The organism is Sulfitobacter aestuarii, assembly GCF_042685005.1.
Lineage (GTDB): Bacteria > Pseudomonadota > Alphaproteobacteria > Rhodobacterales > Rhodobacteraceae > Sulfitobacter > Sulfitobacter aestuarii.
Map to the genome: position 1 here is coordinate 1 of NZ_JBHUMP010000012.1, position 16,990 is coordinate 16,990.

The following is a 16,990-nucleotide window of genomic DNA, read 5'->3' on the forward strand; positions in this document are numbered from 1 at the left end:
GAACCCGTCGCGCAGGGTCTCGACCGTCGCGCTGCCGTGCATACCCATCACCGAGATCAGCACAGTGATCACCACGATCAACATACCCGCCTGCGCCCCCGACCGCAGGATCAGCATAAAGCCCATGAAGTACAGCCCCCACATCGCCGTCACATAGACCATCGGCATGGGCCGCAGCCATTCGACGACCCAGGTCATGACCCATGGCAGCACGATCATCGCGATGACGCCGCCGATCAGCTTGGCCGGATCGAGCGCCTTGCGCTGCGCGGCAATCAGTCCCACCGGCAACGCCGCGATGATCGGCGGCAACACCGGATTGATAAGCGGGATCGCGGCATAGGCCAGCGCCCCGGTCAGACCGAGCCGGATGCCGTAATGCGGATCCTCGCTCGCGTCGGGTCTTGGGGTGACATACATATCAGTGCAGGAAACTCGTCCAGGAACGCAGCCGCTGCAACCCTCTGGCGAGCCATGCGACAGGCCCGCTGGCGTCGCCACTGGCAAAGACGACCGCATGGACCTTGCCGCCGACCCGAACCGAATTGGGCCAGGCCTCCATACCGCCTGCCAGTTCGATCCGAACGGGGATGCGGCGCGCCGGTTCGAACCAGCGGTTCGACGGTTGGCTGACCACCAGCCCACCCTGCACGTTGCGCCCCGGATTGATGCCCCAGGCGATGCTCTCGACGCTGCCCTTGAAGATGCGGCCGGGCAGGGCGTCGAAGAGGAGATGGACCGGATCGCCGGGATCGACCTGCTGCAGCTGGTTCTCGCGCAGATCGAGCGTGACCCATGCCGCCCCGGCATCGATGAAGGTCAACGCAGGATTGCCGGCGTCGATGAACTGGCCTTCGCCAAGCGTGACATTGGTCACCACGCCGAAGTGCGGCGCCACCACCGTCGCGGAAGCGAGATCGTATTGCGCCTGTTCAAGCTCCGCCTCGGCCGCCTGTATGGCCGGATTGTCCGCGCCCCGCGGACCGAGCTGCGCACGCGCGCTTTCCAGATTGGCCTGCGCACTTTCAAGCTGCGCCTCGGCCTGGGCGACGCCTGCGCGCGCCTGATCGCCCTGCGCCGTCGAGGCGATGCCACGTTCCTCCAGCCGGAAGGTCCGCGCCGCTTCGGCCCGGGTATTTTCCAGAGCCGTGCGCGCCTGTGTCACCGCCGCCTGCGCCGCTACGAGCGAGGCGCTCGAGGCGTCGATATTCTGCAACGCGGTTTTCAGCTTCGCTTCCGCCTGCCGCACGGCCAGTTCGAAAGGCCGGGAGTCGATGGAAAAGAGCGGATCGCCCGCCTGCACCACCGCGTCATCCTTGATATGTACCTCCACCACCTGTCCGGAAACGCGGGGGGCGATCTGGACGACATGCGCCGAGACGATGCCCCGGGAGGAAGCCGGTGTCAGACGGTCCGTCACCGCATATAAAACGACCAGGACGAGAAGCGTCAGGATCACGCCGATTGCGACCTTGCTCGCCGGGTTGCGGCGCTGGTTCTGGTCAATGGCTTCCGACATCAGTGTCCCCCTTCATTCCTTTGCCTGCGCTGTCGTTTTCAGGTTCCCGCTCTTGTCGCGATCCAGCCAACCGTCAGCGACCAACAACTTAACCTCCCGCCGCATGGTTTCACGCGGAATATTGGTGTGGAGCGCGATTGAACGCACATTTACGCCGGACACATGCCTGTCCGAGCGCTCGGACAGGGGAGCGGCTTGTCGCTGGGCATGACCGCGGGGCGGAACCTCTCCGTGAGGCTTGTGTTGGTCCGTCATACGCAAGCCAATGAAGGGGAGACAGACATGCCCGAGCGTGACGACAACCCGGAATCCGCCCGGAACCAGCGCAGCCGACAGACGTCCAGTCCGGACAGCCGGGTGCGCGGCGGCGACAGTCAGCAACCCGTTTTCGACCGCGGCCGCGATGCTTACGGGCGCGGCTCCTATGACCCCGGCTCGCAGCGGCGGGACGGCGCATATCAGGCCGCGCAGCCGCCCCGCGATCTTGTCGAACCGGACCGGCAATGGGGATATCGACCGGAAGGATATCAGGGCAGTCGCGGCCGCGCCTATGAGGGGCGCCCCGAGGGTTTCCAGGGCGGCGGTTACCAAGGTTATGAGGGACGCGTGGGCACGCTTGGTGCTTGGCATCCGGACGATGACAGCAATGCTTCCGCGGCAGGCCGGTCGCATCAGGGTCGCGGTCCGAAGAACTACCGGCGCTCCGACACGCGGATCTATGAAGACGTTTCGGACCGTCTGACGGAGGACCGGCATGTCGACGCTTCGGAGATCGAAGTGACGGTGGCGGAGCGCGAGGTGACCCTGTCAGGACTTGTGAGCTCGAAACGGGCTAAGCGACAGTCCGAGGATTGTGCGGAATCGGTCAGCGGGGTGAGCCATGTGCAGAACAACCTGCGCGTCCGTGACCCGATGGCAGACCCAACGCCCAAAGAAGCTGGCGCAGATTCCGGCAAGAGCGGCGGCGCGGCTTCGCAACGGAAGTAGCGCCGCGATTGCAAACCGGTCGCGCCGGATCGCGGTGCGGCTTCACAGCGAGAAAGGAAATGACATGAAATCTCCCGACAGAAGAGATCGCTATCATCCCGAGCTCGACCGGGATGGGGAACGTAGCTATCAGGAAGAACGCGCCTATCGCGAAGGCCGAGGATATGCGGATCACCGGGAGCATGGCGAGATGCTCGCGCCCTGGGGAGCGGCCGCCGGGGGGATGGTGCCGAGTGCTGACCGCCCCTTTGACGAACGCGAGCCCTACCAAGACAGGTGGCATGACCCTGCGGGACGCGGCGAACCCGCCTATCGCGACAGGTCAGGCTATCGCGAACAGCCGAATTACCTCGCCGGGCCACGCGGCCCTGCCGGGTCGGGCCGCGACCACGAACGTAGATTTTTCGACCGAGCCTCGGACGAGGTTCAGTCCTGGTTCGGCGACGAGGCCGCGGAGCGGCGACGCGAGCAGGATCACCGGGGCAAGGGGCCGAAAGGTTATCGCCGGTCCGATGACCGAATCCTGGAAGAGGTAAACGAGGCATTGACGCATGATCATCTGGTCGATGCCAGCGATGTCGAAGTTACCTGCGCGGAATGCGAGGTCACGTTGACCGGCACGGTGGAGTCGCGCCATGCCAAGCGTCGCGCCGAGGATTGCGCGGATTCCGTATCCGGCGTGCGGCATGTGCAGAACAACTTGCGCGTATCCGATCCGGCGGCGACGTCGGGTCGCGCGGTCCTCTGATCACGACCAAATGCGGCCCCGGGCACGAAACCCTGTCCGGGGCCTCTCGTCATGGTGGAGCGGGGACTATAGGGCCAGTTGACGGCGGTGAGGGACATTCTCAATAAGCTGCCCTCAGCAAACACCGTCCGGCCCCGCTGCAGGCGATCATTTCAAAATTGGTGCAGTATTCTTCGGAACGTCTTTCCTATTGGAGACGTTAATCAACGTTGACGGTACCCCGAAAGGTGGCTCTAATGTGTCATGCTTTTGAAGGAATCTCGGACGGGCTCGAACATAAAACTCCCGCATCGAGAGAATTGTTCCTTCTTGTTCCCGTTTTTGGGGCGCCTCTGTTGTTTGTAATTAGTTAAAAACGTGTTTTGTCAAACAATCGGAGTTTCCATGTTTCTTTTTAATGAATTCGTAATCCCGTCTCTGTCCCTCCAACAAAATCTCATCAAGGCTCTGCGGTCCCGAAACCCGGATCGCGCGGCGGACATCACCGAAAACACCCCGTTGCACCTCGCCTGTCAGATGAGCAATACGAGCTCCGAAGGTCTGCTTCAAATCATCCGTCGGCTATGCGACTTGCATACGCTGGATGAAGCCGTTCTATTGCCGGAAAGCACGATTGGCGACGCCTGTGCGGAATTGGACCGTGCGTTCCTGGATCGGAAATTTCCAACCGATCACATGTTCTTCTGTCGGGCCGCGCCAGAACGACGGGTGGCCTGAACCCAACCGGTTGCGCTGCCGCCAAGCAGCGCCACCGGCCGGGTTTGCGAACCCGCGCAGATGCCTAGCCGACCAAATCGGACCGCGTCCCGCCGGGCACAACTTCATAGCCTGGCGCCTCGGGTTCATCGTCGGTCATCTCGGCGGGAAAACCCGGTGCCCGGATTTCGAGCCCGGTGGCATCCTCGAGCCGACGGATGATGTTGGGCGACAATTCACGCGGCCCGTAACGCGCCTGTCCGTCGCGGATGATCTCGTTGAGGAGCGGCGAAAGTTCCAGCGGCAAACCAGCGCGCTCGGCGATTGCCTGGAAGAGGCCGATATCCTTGGCCACCAGGTCGAGGGTGAAGGAAATATCGCGCGAGCCGTTGAGGATAACCTGGCCTTCGGTCTCATGAACAAAGGAAGTGCCGGAGGAAATCTTGATTGCCTCATAGGCGATGTTCAGATCCATTCCGGCGGCCTTCGACGTCACCAGAGCCTCGCAAACCGAGATCAGGTTCGCCGTCGCGAGATAATTGGTCACGACCTTCAGGACCGAAGCGGTGCCGATCGGACCGGTATGCAGAATGCGACGGCCAAGCCGCTGCAGGAGCGGCAGGACCCGCTCGAACGTCTCCCGATCGCAGCCCGCGAAGATGGAGATATTGCCTGTATCGGCCCGGTGACAACCGCCCGACACCGGGCAATCGACGGCTTTGCCGCCACGCTCTTCGACCAGAACGGCAAGGCGGCGGATCTCGGCTTCATCGGTGGTGGACATTTCGAGCCAGACCTTCCCGGGGCCAACCTCGGGCAGCATCTCGGCCATGACGGCGGCGGATGCCGCGGGTGAGGACAGGCAGGTGATGACGGCATCACACGCCCGCATCAGCTCCACTGCAGATGCTGCCGAACCGGCACCGCGTTCAACGAAGGCGGCGACCAATTCCGGTTTCTGATCCAGCACGGTGACATCGACGTCATTGCGCAAGAGGCTTCCGGCCAGTTTGCCGCCGACATTCCCGAGACCGATGAATCCAACTTTCATGTGGCAAGCTCCGTCGCGTGGTTGCACAGGAGACAAACATGTCACATTCCCTTTTGGGTTGAGAAACGAAGCAGCGACGCTTCGAAAGTCGTTTTCGTACGATCTGCCAAATCCGCCGGTGAATTTCCATTCCACGCAGAGCAGGGCGGAAGAACCAAAGCGCATCTGGCATACAGGGCTATCTTGCAGTCAGCCACGGGCAGGCTATCTTCTTCATTTCAATCTATGTTAATTCGAGAGTCGGACCTTTCCGTACCGCTGCAAGAAAAGCTGCTCTGATCATGAAGACGATGTCGCTCACCCCCAAGCGCGCAGAATTGCTTATTCGGAGCGTGACGGATTATGCGATTTTCATGCTCGATACCGAGGGTCATGTCGCAAGCTGGAATACCGGCGCGGAGCGGCTGAAGGGCTATACGCCCGAAGAGATCATCGGTCAGCATTTCTCCTGCTTCTACCTGCCAGAAGACCGCGCGGCCGGTCTGCCCGAAACGGTACTCGCCACCGCACTCGGCGAGGGATCGTTCCAAGCGCAGGGATGGCGGCTGCGCAAGGATGGCTCGCGGTTCTGGGCCAATATCGTCGTCGAACCCACATTTGACGCGAACGAGGTTCATGACGGTTTCGTCAAGATCACCCGTGATTTCAATGAACAGCGCAGGACCGAGGAGGCCCTGCGCAAAAGCGAGGAGCGTTTCCGGCTGCTGGTGAAAGGGGTGACTGACTACGCGATCTACATGCTCGATCCGAAAGGGAGGGTTTCAAGCTGGAACGCCGGGGCGGAACGATTCAAGGGCTATACCGAGGACGAGATCCTCGGCGCGCATTTCAGCCGTTTCTATCCTCCCGAAGATCGCGAGGCGGGCGTGCCGCAGCGCGCCCTGGCGACCGCTGCGGAGGAAGGGCGCTTCGAGGCCGAAGGCTGGCGGCTGCGCAAGGACGGCGAGCGCTTCTGGGCCCATGTGGTGATCGATCCAATTTACAACGATGACGGGCTGTTGCTCGGTTATACCAAGATCACCCGGGATCTGACCGAGCGCAAAAGGGCGGCCGAGGCGTTGGAGCAATCGCAGGAGCAGCTGCACCAGGCCCAGAAGATGGAAGCGATCGGTCAACTTACCGGCGGCGTGGCGCATGATTTCAACAATCTGCTCTCTGCCGTCATCGGCAGTCTGCGGATCGCGCAGAAACGTCTGAAGAAGGGGGAGGACGTCGATATCTTCCTCGACAATGCCATTGAAGCGGCCGAGCGCGGTGCCACGCTCACCCAGCGGCTGCTGGCCTTCGCGCGCAAACAGGAGCTGAAGCTCGCACCCACCGACATCGTCGCGTCGCTGAGCGACATGATCGAACTGCTCCAGCACACGATCGGCAGCAATCTGACAATCAGGACCGAGTTTCCCGCCGCGCTCGCCCCGGTGATGACCGATCCGACGCAGCTGGAACTCGCCGTGATGAACCTCGTGGTCAATGCCCGTGATGCGATGCCGGAGGGGGGCGAGATCACGCTCCGGGTCGATATGGTCGACATGCCCGAGAGCGAAGAGCGCTTCGTGCGGCTGGCGATCGAGGATCAGGGGCAGGGGATGGACAAGGCGACGCTCGACCGCGCCTTTGAGCCCTTCTTCACCACCAAGGAACGGGGCAAGGGCACCGGACTCGGTCTGCCGATGGTCAAGGGCATGGTCGAGCAATCGGGTGGTCGGCTGTTCCTGCATAGCCAGCCAGGTGAGGGAACGACGGCGGAAATCCTGCTGCCGGTCGCGGCGCGCGCTGTCGCGCCGGTTCCCGTGACTGAAAATGCCGCCAAGGCAGAAGAAACGGCCCTGCGGATACTCGTTGTCGATGACGAGGCGATCATCCTGCTGAATACGGCGATGATCCTGTCCGATCTGGGGCATGAGGTTCTCGAAGCCTATTCCGGTCCGGAAGCTGTCGAAATCCTGAAGCAGGAAAAGGTCGATCTGCTGATCACCGATTTCGCCATGCCGAAAATGACCGGCGCAGAACTGATCGACCATGCCCGCGCGCTCCAGCCCGATCTCAAGGTGTTGGTGGTTTCCGGCTATGTCGATCTGCCCGAGGGCGCGACGCTGCAGGCCCATCGGCTGACCAAACCATTCAGCGATTTCGATCTGATCAAGGCGATCAAGACGCTGCAGGAATAGGAGACGTGGGAGGCTGATTGCCGTTGCCCGGCCCAACACCGAGCGATCATAGTCTCTGCCATATCCAGTTGATGTAGATATTGCGGGAACAGCGATATGGCCCCACCGGGCGCATTGGAACGACAGGTAAGCGATATGCCGAAAGGTCGGGCGCCCGGTACCGGGTCGGCCGGGGCGGCGATTGCGATCAGCCTCGTTTCCCTCGTCTTCTTTGACCTGATGGGGCTGATGATCAAGCGCCTCTCCACCGACTACAGCGCGGCGGAACTCTCCGCCTATCGCAACCTCTTCGGCATGATCCCCGGCGTGATCGTGCTGTGGTCTTCGCGCAGCTGGCATCGCGCGGGGCGGCAGTTGCGCGTGCGGCAATGGGGGCTCATCTGCGGACGGGGACTGATCGTCGCGCTCGCGCAGCTGATGTTCTATCTGTCGCTGGGCCTGCTGCCCTTCGCCAGCGCGACCACGATCTCTTATTCCGGCGGATTGTTCATGAAAGCATTCGCTGTGATCCTGCTTCGCGAACGGGTAGGACCCATCCGCTGGACGGCGGTGGTCGTCGGCTTCATCGGCGTGATCATGGTGATGGGGCCGGGCCGGGAGACATTCACCCTGGCCTCCGCGCTGCCGCTCGCGGCCGCCGCGCTCTATGCTCTGACAGGCGTGACCGCCCGGCTCATCGACGAGGATGTTCCCAGCGCTCTGGTCAACCTCTATTCGACGGGCTTCGCGGTGATCGGCTCGCTGGCCATTGCCCTGTTCCTCGGCGGGTTCTCCCCGGTTCAAAGCGCATCGGATCTCGTCTGGATCGCCGCGATGGGCAGTTCCGGCGGGATTGCCGTGCTGCTGCTCATCATCTCATTCAGGATGACGGAACAGAGCAATCTCGCGCCGTTCAGCTTTTTCGGGATCCCCATGGCGTTCGTTTTCGGGTGGGTGTTCTTCGACGAAGCGCCGATAGAGGATCTCTTCCCCGGTGCCTTGCTGATCGTGTTCGGTGGTCTGCTGGTTGTCCTGCGGGGGCGGCAGCGCGATATCGCCTGACGTCACGCCGTGGCTGACACTTGGTCTTCATCGGGCGACGTCAAGAGCCTGCTCTCGCCGGAGAGAGCAGGCTCTTGACGTTTTCGCGGCGTTTCAGCCAATCGGACGACGCGCGGCGTTCGGTTCAACGCGCCGCCTGAAACGCCGTGTCGGTCAGCGGTCCACAGGAGAGACGGTCTCCTTCGATTGCAGCCAGCGTGAATGCCTTCCCGTCCCGCTCGATCGCGCAGCGCAGGGGGAATTTCACACCCTGGCGCAGGTCGCCTTCAGGCTCCGACAAGGTTATCACACCGTTTTCGATTGCATATTTGCCTGAGGCTGTTGCGCCTTTTTCGGCATTGCTCATGCGGAATGTGCCGTCGTCGGCAAAACGCGCTTCGATATCATCCGCGCGATAGGTGCCAGGCTCTATGTCGGCGTCGCGGTTTTGGTTCTGCGGTTCGGTTTCCTTGCTTGCCGTACCAGCTTCGGACGCCGCAGCGGCCTCCGACCCCGCCTGCGAACCATCGGACTGCAGTTCCGCGATACGGCGCTCGACTTCCAGCATTTCATCCGACCGGTTCGTAAGCAGTTCGGTCAAATCCCTCACTTCGGACTGCACCTGCGCGCGCTGTTCCTCGGCCGTGGCGATATCGGATTGCAGCGTTTTACGGCGGCTGGTGAGACCGGTGATCTCGTTGCTCAACTGTTCGCGCCGATCGCGCAGTTTCGCGACCTCATCGGTGATGCGGGTCGACATCTCCTGCAACTCGGCCTCGGCGCTGCGCGCCTCCTGGCTTCGTTTCTCGGCCTCGGCCAGCTCTTCGGTCAGCGACGCGGCTTCCTCCTGCAGGGCGCTCAGCGTCTTGCGCAGCGCACTCTCCTGTTGCCGAGCTTCGGCAAGCCGGGCGCCGACGGAATCAAGCTCCTGCTTGACGCCGGTGAGCGCAGCCCGTGTTTCCTCGCGGGTTTTCTCGCCCTGTGCGATCTGATCGGTGATGCGCTTGAGTTCGGAGCGATGGCTTTCCAACGTCGCCGTCTCCTGTTCGAGCTCGCCTCGTACATCTTCCAAAGCCGTCTCAACCGTATCCGTCTCGCCAAGCGCCGCGTCACGCCGCTCGGCCAAGGCGGCGAGTTCGGCCTCGAAATCCTGCCGCGCGGTTTCGATTTCCACGGTCATGCGCTCGACCTCTGCGGACAATTCGGTCTCGACCCCCGCCTTGCGGTCGGCAAGCCTTGCAAGTTCGGCATCGAATTCACGCGTCGCCTCAGCGCGCCGTGTTTCCAGATCTGTTAATTCGCCGCCTGTCGCCTCGATCCGCGACTGAACCTCGCCAAGCTCGCCCGACGCCGTCTCCAGCGCCGCCAGCGCGGAGGCCACTTCGTCACGTTCGAGTGTCGCGGCCTCGATCCGCTCGGCCATCTCCGTTTCCAGCGCGGAACGACCCGTAGCCTGATAGATCGCCCAGACCCATCCGATTGCCGCGATCACGGCCAGGACGAGCAAACCGGTGCGGTTGGCGCTGGATTCCCTATCTCGACCAGATTGCGGCTGCTGTTCGTTCTCGGCCATTTCCGTTCCTCCCTGAGACGACGTGACATGTATCTAGAGCAGGGAGGCGCAATGTCATTCAGGCGGGCACAGGAAGTTGCATTTTCTTGACCCCTGCCTCATTCCGACGGGCCCGGCAGGGCGGCAGGATCGTCTTGGTAGATTCATTTCGGAACGATCACGCGTGCCAGTGCTTCTTTCCTTCAAAGGAGACCATCATGCGCCGCGCCCTCGTCCTTGCCCTCGCTTGCGCCATTCTGGCACTTGCGGCGCTGACCTTCCTCGGCCTTTGGGAGGCGGATACCTGGTGGGTGCGGATGACCGACTTCCCGCGCCTCCACTACGTCATCGCGCTGCTCGTCCTGCTGGTGCTGCTGATCCTGCTGCGTCCGAAGAGCCGCACCCTCGGTGTCCTGTGCACGGCGCTGGCCGTTGCAGCCCTCCTGTTCAACGTCTGGAAGCTCTGGCCCTATGCCATCACGCAGGCAGGGGCGGCGGAGAGCTGTTCGCAGGACCGCCGCTTCACCGTGATGATCGCCAATCTTCAGGCGAGCCGAGAGGAAGCGGAAGGGCTTCTTGCGGCGGTGGAGCATACCGAACCCGATCTCTTTCTCGCCATGGAAACCGATCCCTGGTGGGACGAGCAATTACAGAGACTGAACGGGCAATTTCCCCATCGTCGGCAGGAAGTCACAGACGGATATTACGGTATCCACCTGCTCTCCCGACTGCCCCTGAGCGCATCCGAGGTCATGCGACCTGCGGGAACGGACACTCCGGCCATTTCGACCGAGGTCGCTCTCGGGCCGGATCGTATGATCCGTTTCATCGGTCTGCACCCGCGGCCGCCGCATCCGTCGCAATCGGCGCAGGCCCGCGATGCGCAGTTGATGTGGGCGGCGCTTGAAGCGCGGTCATCCGACCTGCCGGTCGTGCTCGCGGGGGATCTGAACTCCACGCCGTGGGAAGTCGTGGCGGAGCGTCTGCAACGGGTAGGGGCGTTTCTCGATCCGCGGCAGGTCTTCGGCTATCACGCCACTTACGATGCCCATTCCTGGTGGATGTACTGGCCGCTTGATCATCTGTTTCACCAACGCGAATTTTCGTCCCTGCGGATGGATGTCCTGCCCGGTTTCGGCTCGGATCATTACCCGGTCGTGGTCGAGCTTTGCCACCAGGTCAGTCCGTTTGAACCGCCGGAGCTTGAAGGCGCGGATCTGGAAATCGCGACGCGGGCCGCCAACGCGCTGGAACGCTGATCGGCGGCGCGCGGTTTGCCGCGGCACGAAGAATGAAACCGGATGCGAGGCCGAATGATCAGCTACCGCTGCACCGGATCTCGACGGGTGACTTCAGAGCCGATTGAACCGGCGCTTGTAACAGACGCGGCAAACCTGTTCGGGCATCGATCGGCTGTCGCGCCAGCGATGCAGGTTCAACAGACAGGGGAGGCGCTTGATGGATCGGCGAATAAGCCTGCTCACAGGGAATCCTCGCAAAATATAATTCGGTTCAAATAATCAGGCGGTAATCCGTGAAATCGGGTATCGCCTGAACAGGTCGCGTAAAGTTCGAATCTTCTTAATGCTTTGACCTTAGCAGGGTCGTTAACTGTTTGGAAGCTTTGCCGAATGCGGCGCCTCATATAGAAAAAGACGCATGTTACCGGGGAATGGGTTCATGCGGTTTGCATGTGATCGCCGTGCAAAATGCCCGCGGTGCCGGGAATTGGCAGGGGATTCTGGCCTCTGGAAATATTCAGCTTTGCGGCGGGAACCTGAGCTGAACGTTCAGCCCCTGTGATCCTTCGACCGTGAGGGTCGCGTCATGCTGGAAGGTCAGGGTGCGGATCATCCGCCAGCCGAGCGAGTTCGACCGTTCGGGCCGCTCCGCATCGGCAGGCAGGCCGACACCATCGTCGGATATGTCGAGGGCCAGACCCTGTTCGAAATCGCCCGAAACCTGCACCGCGATACGCCCCTGTTCCCGTCCGACGAAGGCGTGTTTATAGGCATTGGTGATCAGCTCACCGACGATCAGACCGATGTCGATGGCGAGCTTGTTGGGCAGTTCGAGCCTTGCACAGGACACGTCGATCCTGACCTGTCGGCTCTCGCCGCTGAATGCGCGTTCGGCGTTGCGGGCCACCTCGTCGAGCATCTCGGACAGCTCGATATCGCCCCCGGCGCTTTCCCGTTGCATCAGCTCATGCGCCTTTGCCAGCGAACCGACTCTAATCTCCAGCTCGCCCAGCACCCGTCGGGTCTCCTCCGCCTCGGCCTGCGACTTGCTCATGCGGATCAGCGCCACGATCAGGGCGAGATTGTTGCCGGTGCGGTGATGCAGCTCCTGCATGAGCAGATCCCGGTCGGCCAGCCCCTCGGCGAGTCGGCGGTTCTCCTCGGTCAGCGCCGCGGTCCCGTCCCTGGCGCGCAAGTCGTCCAGCGCCTGCATCGCTCGTTCCATGAGCTGCCCGTCATGGGGCGGCGGCACGGAGGGGAGAAAGACCGCCGAGATCCGCGTGCCCTCGTGGCCGGTCTCGACATCGAAACTCTCCGCGATTCGCTGCACCCCCCGCAGACCGAGCCCCATGCCGGTGGCGGAAACGACATCGCGCGTCGGGTCGAGCATCTCCTTGGAAATACCCCGCCCCTGGTCGATCACGGTCAACCCCAGCGCCGGCTTGCCCCTGACCGCGGTCAGCGTGAATGTCGCCCTTCCCCTCTGACCATGTTCGATCGCGTTGCGCCCGAGTTCGACCACGGCGGTCACCGCGCGGGTCTTTTCAAAGGAGCCGAAGTGCAGAACCTCCGCGAGTACCAGCGCCGTCTCGCGCAGCGTCGCGACATCGCCGGTCTGCTCGAGCTTTACCGTGGTCAGCTTCGCTGTCTTCATCTTTCCGGTTCCCGCGTGATCCGCGCCACGACGATGCTGGCATCGTCCCGACCGCGAAAGGCGCGATCAAGGAAGAAACCGGCAATCAGCAGCGGTGTCTTCTTCAACAATCCCGGGGGAATATGGGCCTCGCGCAGGGTTTTGAGGCCATCGCTGTGCATGATTATCATATCGCCCGCTGAAAGCTCGCCCGTCTCTTCATAGCCGCGCGTAGTTCTTGCGCCGATGCGGCCATCCCGCACGGCCATGCGTTTGGTGCTCTCCGCGCTGATCCAGAGCGTCGAGATATTGCCCAGCCCGGCATAGCTCATCACCATCTCTGGTTGCGCAATTTGCAGGATCGCGGCGACTGCGCCGCGCTTGCCGACAAGCGCTTCGGTCACCTGCTCCATGATTCCCCCGGGCGCGGCCGAGATCCCGGCCTCGCCTGCCGCCCGCATGACTTCGTCCGAAGCCTTCGCCGCTTCGGCCCCGTGCCCGAGCCCGTCACAAAGCAGAATATGAGTCGCGCGCCGCGATTGCTGCAACAGGTAATCATCGCCGCAGACGGTTTCGTTCGGATGACAGACCCGGAGCCCGACCGCATCGACACCGCAGTCGAGCGCGGCACCTTCCGCCATGAAGGAGCAGGCGATGGTGGTGCCGTTCTCCGCAGAACTGAAGATGTCGAACGTATCGGACAGCCGCCGGATCGCGCCCAGGCCCAGCCCGGCGGAATCGGTGCTGCTCTCCCCATCCTGGAACATGCGATCGACATCGCCGATGCCCGGCCCCCGGTCGGTAAAGATCATCACCACGCGCACCGCATCCGCCGTTCGGGTCACGTCGATGAGGGCGCGGCCGCGGGTCGCGTAGCGCAGGATATTGGTGGTCGCTTCGGAGGCGACGATCGCCAGCTCGTCAAGGCGAACCTCGGAGAGGCCGATGTCGCTGCCGAGCCGGCGGGCGAGCCTGCGCACGACGGCGACAGCGCTCCGGTCGTCAATCTCGATCCACTGATTCATAGCTTCACACCCATGGAGACGATGGTTCCCTTGCCGGGGGCGGGGCGGATCTCGAAATCGTGCGACAGCCGCTTGGCGCCGCCGAGACCGCGCCCGAGGCCGCCGGCGGTCGTATAGCCCTCGGAAAGGGCGAGCGTCACATCCTCGATACCCGGACCTGAATCCCGGCATTCGATATGCAGATATGTCTTGGTCGCGTCGAGATAGATCGAGATCTCGCCGCCGCCGCCATGCACGATGGCATTGCGGGCGATTTCGCTCACCGCGGTCGCGAAACGGGTCACACGCAGCGCCGAGGCATTGCGTTCCTTCATGAAACGCGCGACGGCCTGCCTTGCCGCCACCACATCGCGATTTGTCTCCAGCTTGACCGTCGCAAGCGGTGCATGGGAAGCCGGCCGCCCTTCCTCACTCACGCCGCAACTGTGACAGGGCATGGGTAAGGCTGAGCGCGGTGCGGATCTCCGGCAGATACATGCCGAGCTCGACAAGGGTGACCGCGACGGTGGGGCGCATCCCCACGACATAGGTTTCCGCCGCGAGCAGCCGCGAAATCCCCGCCAATTGGGCGATGACGCGCCCGACGAAAGTGTCCACGATCTCCAGCGCACTGATATCGAGGATCACGCCGCGCACATCGTTCCTGGCGATCCGGTTCGACAGCGTATCCTGAAGCTCCATGATCTCGGTATCGGTGACATCGTCCTGGATCGAGACGAGCAACGCCTTCTCGACAAGATTTATGGAGGTCACACCGGACAAGTCAGGCCGCCTCGGTGGTCTTGATGACGTAGCCGACCTTCAGCAGTGCGTCGGACAGCGCCGTGCGGATGCTGGAACGGGTCGAAACGGTGCCGACATCGATGCCGAGCTGGACCATGGTCTGGGCAATCATCGGGCTGATGCCGCTGATTATGCATTCTGCGCCCATGAGCCGTACCGCCGCCGCCGCGCGCAGAAGATGCTGCGCGACCTGCGTGTCCACGGTGCCGACACCGGTGATGTCCATGATCACCACTTCGGCCTGTCGTTCGAGGATGGTTTCCAGAAGGTTCTCCATGACCTCCTGCGCGCGGGCGGAATCCAGCGTTCCGATCAACGGCAGGGTCAGCACGCGGTCCCAGAGCTCCACGACCGGTGTCGACAGTTCCAGCATTTCCTGACGCTGACGTTCGATGATCTGGTCGCGCTCGCTGATGAAGATCTCGTTGGTATAGATCGCGAAGGCGTCGACCAGCCGGGTGACCAGCAGGACATCGCGGATCAGACCGCCATGATCCGAGCTCAGCTTCACTTCGAGGCGCTTGAAGAGCGGCTCCTTCAGCGCGAGAATGAAGGTCGCCATTTCGGTCGGCGTGACGCCGCGGCTGACGCGTTCCTTGCTGACATCCGCGAGCACCGCCCGCAGGTCTTCCCAGGATTCGTCTTCCAGGCTGAACTTGTCGTCGGCGACTCCGGCCCGGATGCCCTTCGCGAAGGCCTGCAGAAGCTCGCGGTTCTGCGCACGGCTTTCTGAATCCGAGAACAGGTCGGAACGCTTGACGCCCTCTTTCACCTGTGTGCCGAGCCATTCCTCGATGATACCGGAAAAATCGGTTTCGAGGATTGATAGAATATTAGCCGTCGCGGATTGCGGCATGTGTAACCCCAGTACATTGAACTGCCGTACGTAAGCCAATTGCGCAAAGGAGTGTCAATGCCAATTCCCCGCATCGGTAAGGTTGCGCCGGTCCCTGCGGCAATACTCCCCCCGACGTTTCCGCATAGAGCGCTGATGATATTGCATGGATCACTGGGCAGTATTTCGCAGCGTGAAAGGAACATGCGCAGACGGCGCGCTGACCTTTGCAATATGCCATCTATTGGCGATCACATCCGTATCATCTGAACGCAGGACCCCGGCAAGCTATTGTGCCAATGCCGTTTCGATCTGCGACAGGAGCAGCGGAATTCGAACCGGCTTCTGAAGCAACGGCGCGATTGGCAGATGTTGGGCGATGTAATCCGGCCCGTAGCCCGAGACATAGACGAAAGGAATCCCACGCTCCTGCAGATCCGAGGCGATCGCGTTGGGACATTCGCCGTTGAGATTGGCGTCCAGAATGGCGAAATCCGGTGTCTGGCCGCGCAGCATATCAGCGGCGGCGGAGAGCGTCGTGGCCGGGCCGATGATCTCATAGCCCTCTTCTTCGAGCTGCATGGTCAGATCGAGCCCAACGAGAACCTCGTCTTCGACAATCAATATGCTCTTTACCCGATTTGCCATCTCTCAGTCCTGCTCCCGCGCTCTCGTCAGAATGAAATTTTCGAGAACGGCGGCCTGCGCCTCGATCTCATGGGCGGAGGTCTCGAAGCCCTGCACACTCGATCCGCGCCCCGCCTCGCGCCCTTCGCGGGCCAGTCGCCGCAACAGCTCGGTGCGTTCTCGCAGACCGCGCAGCGCCGCCCATAGCGCCTCGTCGAGCCGTCCGGCCTGCGCCTCGCTGAGGGCATCTGCGGTATAGGCATGACCCACGTGGCAGCGGTAGCGCAGGATCTCGTCGTCGATTTCCCAGAGGTTACCGTTGCAGCTCGGGCAGGCGAAGGGGCTGCGCTTGCCCATCCGGTCCTCGGCGGGGATCGACAGCCCGCGCCCGAGCGCCATGCGCGCTTCGGCCAGGATGGTTTCGGGGACCGGCCCGGGATCGGCCGTGTGCTGACCGGCGAGCTGGTTGAGGAGTTCCGCGATCCGTCCCGCGTCTCCGGTGAAATCCGGCGCGACATGGTGAAGCGCGTTCTGCGGCATATCGCGCACCAGCGCGGCGTCGGGGTCCTGCACGATGGTCAGGCCACCGCACTTCTGCACCGCGCTCAACCCCGCGACCCCGTCGGAAAGATAGCCCGACAGCAGCACCGCGATCACCCGCGCCTGATGATGGGCGGCGGCGGTGCGGAACAGCGGGTCGATGGCCGGACGCGCCTGGTTCTCACGCGGGCCGCGGGTGAGGTGAACGGTCTCGCTGTCCAGCACCAGATGCTGGTCGGGCTGCGCGATCCGCACCTCGCCTTCGCAGATCCGCCCGCCATCCTCCGCCGGGAGCACGGGCAGGCCGGAGTCGGTCCCGAGGATCTCATGAAGCTTCGTTGCGTGACGACTGCCCATATGCTGGGTGATGAAGATGGCCGCGTCCAGATCCGGCGTAAGATCGGTCAGTATCCGGCGCAGGGGCTCGAGGCTTCCCGCCGAGCCGCCGATCACGATTATGTTCCGGCGTTTTCTGGATAATTCTCGGCTCATATGACCAAACCCCCGTCGAGGATTGCAGTTCCGCAGACAGCGGTAATGTATGCTGGAACAAAACGCCACGAAG

16 protein-coding genes and 1 pseudogene are annotated in these 16,990 nt (G+C 62.5%); 6 read left to right on the forward strand and 11 right to left on the reverse strand.

Annotated elements, in window-relative coordinates; all coding sequences use genetic code 11:
* Both ACFSUD_RS13435 and ACFSUD_RS13440 read right to left on the reverse strand, forming a co-directional pair.
* A pseudogene (locus tag ACFSUD_RS13435) lies at nucleotides 1–420 on the reverse strand (FUSC family protein); the annotation flags it as partial.
* Between the two features lies 1 nt (nucleotide 421).
* A complete protein-coding gene (locus tag ACFSUD_RS13440) occupies nucleotides 422–1,519 on the reverse strand; it encodes an HlyD family secretion protein (protein WP_386375124.1) in 1,098 nt (365 codons plus the stop codon).
* Between the two features lie 282 nt (nucleotides 1,520–1,801).
* On the opposite strand from ACFSUD_RS13440, the gene ACFSUD_RS13445 reads away from it, so the two are divergent.
* From ACFSUD_RS13445 to ACFSUD_RS13455, 3 genes are all read left to right on the forward strand, one after another.
* Complete coding sequence (locus ACFSUD_RS13445; RefSeq protein ID WP_386375125.1) at nucleotides 1,802–2,506, forward strand: BON domain-containing protein; 705 nt, start codon at nucleotides 1,802–1,804, stop codon at nucleotides 2,504–2,506.
* Nucleotides 2,507–2,570: 64 nt separating this feature from the next.
* Complete coding sequence (locus ACFSUD_RS13450; RefSeq protein WP_386375126.1) at nucleotides 2,571–3,254, forward strand: BON domain-containing protein; 684 nt, start codon at nucleotides 2,571–2,573, stop codon at nucleotides 3,252–3,254.
* Between the two features lie 384 nt (nucleotides 3,255–3,638).
* Nucleotides 3,639–3,971 carry a hypothetical protein gene (locus tag ACFSUD_RS13455; RefSeq protein ID WP_386375127.1) on the forward strand — a complete coding sequence of 111 codons (333 nt, stop codon included), beginning with the start codon at nucleotides 3,639–3,641 and terminating at the stop codon, nucleotides 3,969–3,971.
* Between the two features lie 64 nt (nucleotides 3,972–4,035).
* Here the strand turns inward: ACFSUD_RS13455 and ACFSUD_RS13460 are convergent, their stop codons facing one another.
* Nucleotides 4,036–5,001, reverse strand: coding sequence for an NAD(P)-dependent oxidoreductase (locus ACFSUD_RS13460; protein ID WP_386375128.1), 966 nt, complete (start codon nucleotides 4,999–5,001; stop codon nucleotides 4,036–4,038).
* A gap of 290 nt (nucleotides 5,002–5,291) precedes the next feature.
* Between ACFSUD_RS13460 and ACFSUD_RS13465 the strand changes: the two genes are divergently transcribed.
* Together ACFSUD_RS13465 and ACFSUD_RS13470 are read left to right on the forward strand one after the other, a co-directional pair.
* The gene (locus ACFSUD_RS13465) at nucleotides 5,292–7,169 is read left to right on the forward strand and encodes a hybrid sensor histidine kinase/response regulator (protein WP_386375227.1); all 1,878 of its coding nucleotides are present in this window, start codon (nucleotides 5,292–5,294) and stop codon (nucleotides 7,167–7,169) included.
* A 96-nt stretch (nucleotides 7,170–7,265) separates the two neighbouring features.
* Nucleotides 7,266–8,210 carry a DMT family transporter gene (locus ACFSUD_RS13470; protein ID WP_386375129.1) on the forward strand — a complete coding sequence of 315 codons (945 nt, stop codon included), beginning with the start codon at nucleotides 7,266–7,268 and terminating at the stop codon, nucleotides 8,208–8,210.
* Between the two features lie 124 nt (nucleotides 8,211–8,334).
* On the opposite strand, the gene ACFSUD_RS13475 is transcribed toward ACFSUD_RS13470, so the two are convergent.
* On the reverse strand, nucleotides 8,335–9,762 hold the full coding sequence (locus ACFSUD_RS13475) for a hypothetical protein (protein ID WP_386375130.1): 1,428 nt from the start codon (nucleotides 9,760–9,762) through the stop codon (nucleotides 8,335–8,337).
* 197 nt (nucleotides 9,763–9,959) lie between these two features.
* Between ACFSUD_RS13475 and ACFSUD_RS13480 the strand changes: the two genes are divergently transcribed.
* Nucleotides 9,960–11,000, forward strand: coding sequence for an endonuclease/exonuclease/phosphatase family protein (locus ACFSUD_RS13480; protein ID WP_386375131.1), 1,041 nt, complete (start codon nucleotides 9,960–9,962; stop codon nucleotides 10,998–11,000).
* A gap of 499 nt (nucleotides 11,001–11,499) precedes the next feature.
* Here the strand turns inward: ACFSUD_RS13480 and ACFSUD_RS13485 are convergent, their stop codons facing one another.
* The 7 genes from ACFSUD_RS13485 to ACFSUD_RS13515 form a co-directional block, all read right to left on the reverse strand.
* Nucleotides 11,500–12,636 (reverse strand): ATP-binding protein, encoded by a 1,137-nt coding sequence (locus ACFSUD_RS13485; protein ID WP_386375132.1) that lies wholly within the window; start codon nucleotides 12,634–12,636, stop codon nucleotides 11,500–11,502.
* Complete coding sequence (locus ACFSUD_RS13490; protein ID WP_386375133.1) at nucleotides 12,633–13,640, reverse strand: ATP-binding protein; 1,008 nt, start codon at nucleotides 13,638–13,640, stop codon at nucleotides 12,633–12,635. The genes ACFSUD_RS13485 and ACFSUD_RS13490 overlap by 4 nt, the downstream gene beginning before the upstream one ends.
* Nucleotides 13,637–14,056 (reverse strand): ATP-binding protein, encoded by a 420-nt coding sequence (locus ACFSUD_RS13495; RefSeq protein ID WP_386375134.1) that lies wholly within the window; start codon nucleotides 14,054–14,056, stop codon nucleotides 13,637–13,639. Before ACFSUD_RS13495 ends, ACFSUD_RS13490 begins: the two co-directional genes overlap by 4 nt.
* Nucleotides 14,049–14,393 (reverse strand): STAS domain-containing protein, encoded by a 345-nt coding sequence (locus tag ACFSUD_RS13500; RefSeq protein ID WP_386375228.1) that lies wholly within the window; start codon nucleotides 14,391–14,393, stop codon nucleotides 14,049–14,051. The genes ACFSUD_RS13495 and ACFSUD_RS13500 overlap by 8 nt, the downstream gene beginning before the upstream one ends.
* Before the next feature lie 10 nt (nucleotides 14,394–14,403).
* Entirely contained in the window at nucleotides 14,404–15,279 is an 876-nt protein-coding gene (locus ACFSUD_RS13505) for an STAS domain-containing protein (protein WP_386375135.1), read from the reverse strand.
* A 267-nt stretch (nucleotides 15,280–15,546) separates the two neighbouring features.
* Entirely contained in the window at nucleotides 15,547–15,906 is a 360-nt protein-coding gene (locus ACFSUD_RS13510) for a response regulator (RefSeq protein WP_386375136.1), read from the reverse strand.
* A 3-nt stretch (nucleotides 15,907–15,909) separates the two neighbouring features.
* On the reverse strand, nucleotides 15,910–16,917 hold the full coding sequence (locus tag ACFSUD_RS13515) for a chemotaxis protein CheB (protein ID WP_386375137.1): 1,008 nt from the start codon (nucleotides 16,915–16,917) through the stop codon (nucleotides 15,910–15,912).
* Between the last annotated feature and the right edge of the window lie 73 nt (nucleotides 16,918–16,990).

Coding starts and splice junctions, on each gene's coding strand:
- ACFSUD_RS13440 (WP_386375124.1), bottom strand. CDS start 1,519: ATGTCGGAAGCCATTGACCAGAACCAGCGCCGCAACCCGGCGAGCAAG.
- ACFSUD_RS13445 (WP_386375125.1), top strand. CDS start 1,802: ATGCCCGAGCGTGACGACAACCCGGAATCCGCCCGGAACCAGCGCAGC.
- ACFSUD_RS13450 (WP_386375126.1), top strand. CDS start 2,571: ATGAAATCTCCCGACAGAAGAGATCGCTATCATCCCGAGCTCGACCGG.
- ACFSUD_RS13455 (WP_386375127.1), top strand. CDS start 3,639: ATGTTTCTTTTTAATGAATTCGTAATCCCGTCTCTGTCCCTCCAACAA.
- ACFSUD_RS13460 (WP_386375128.1), bottom strand. CDS start 5,001: ATGAAAGTTGGATTCATCGGTCTCGGGAATGTCGGCGGCAAACTGGCC.
- ACFSUD_RS13465 (WP_386375227.1), top strand. CDS start 5,292: ATGTCGCTCACCCCCAAGCGCGCAGAATTGCTTATTCGGAGCGTGACG.
- ACFSUD_RS13470 (WP_386375129.1), top strand. CDS start 7,266: ATGGCCCCACCGGGCGCATTGGAACGACAGGTAAGCGATATGCCGAAA.
- ACFSUD_RS13475 (WP_386375130.1), bottom strand. CDS start 9,762: ATGGCCGAGAACGAACAGCAGCCGCAATCTGGTCGAGATAGGGAATCC.
- ACFSUD_RS13480 (WP_386375131.1), top strand. CDS start 9,960: ATGCGCCGCGCCCTCGTCCTTGCCCTCGCTTGCGCCATTCTGGCACTT.
- ACFSUD_RS13485 (WP_386375132.1), bottom strand. CDS start 12,636: ATGAAGACAGCGAAGCTGACCACGGTAAAGCTCGAGCAGACCGGCGAT.
- ACFSUD_RS13490 (WP_386375133.1), bottom strand. CDS start 13,640: ATGAATCAGTGGATCGAGATTGACGACCGGAGCGCTGTCGCCGTCGTG.
- ACFSUD_RS13505 (WP_386375135.1), bottom strand. CDS start 15,279: ATGCCGCAATCCGCGACGGCTAATATTCTATCAATCCTCGAAACCGAT.
- ACFSUD_RS13510 (WP_386375136.1), bottom strand. CDS start 15,906: ATGGCAAATCGGGTAAAGAGCATATTGATTGTCGAAGACGAGGTTCTC.
- ACFSUD_RS13515 (WP_386375137.1), bottom strand. CDS start 16,917: ATGAGCCGAGAATTATCCAGAAAACGCCGGAACATAATCGTGATCGGC.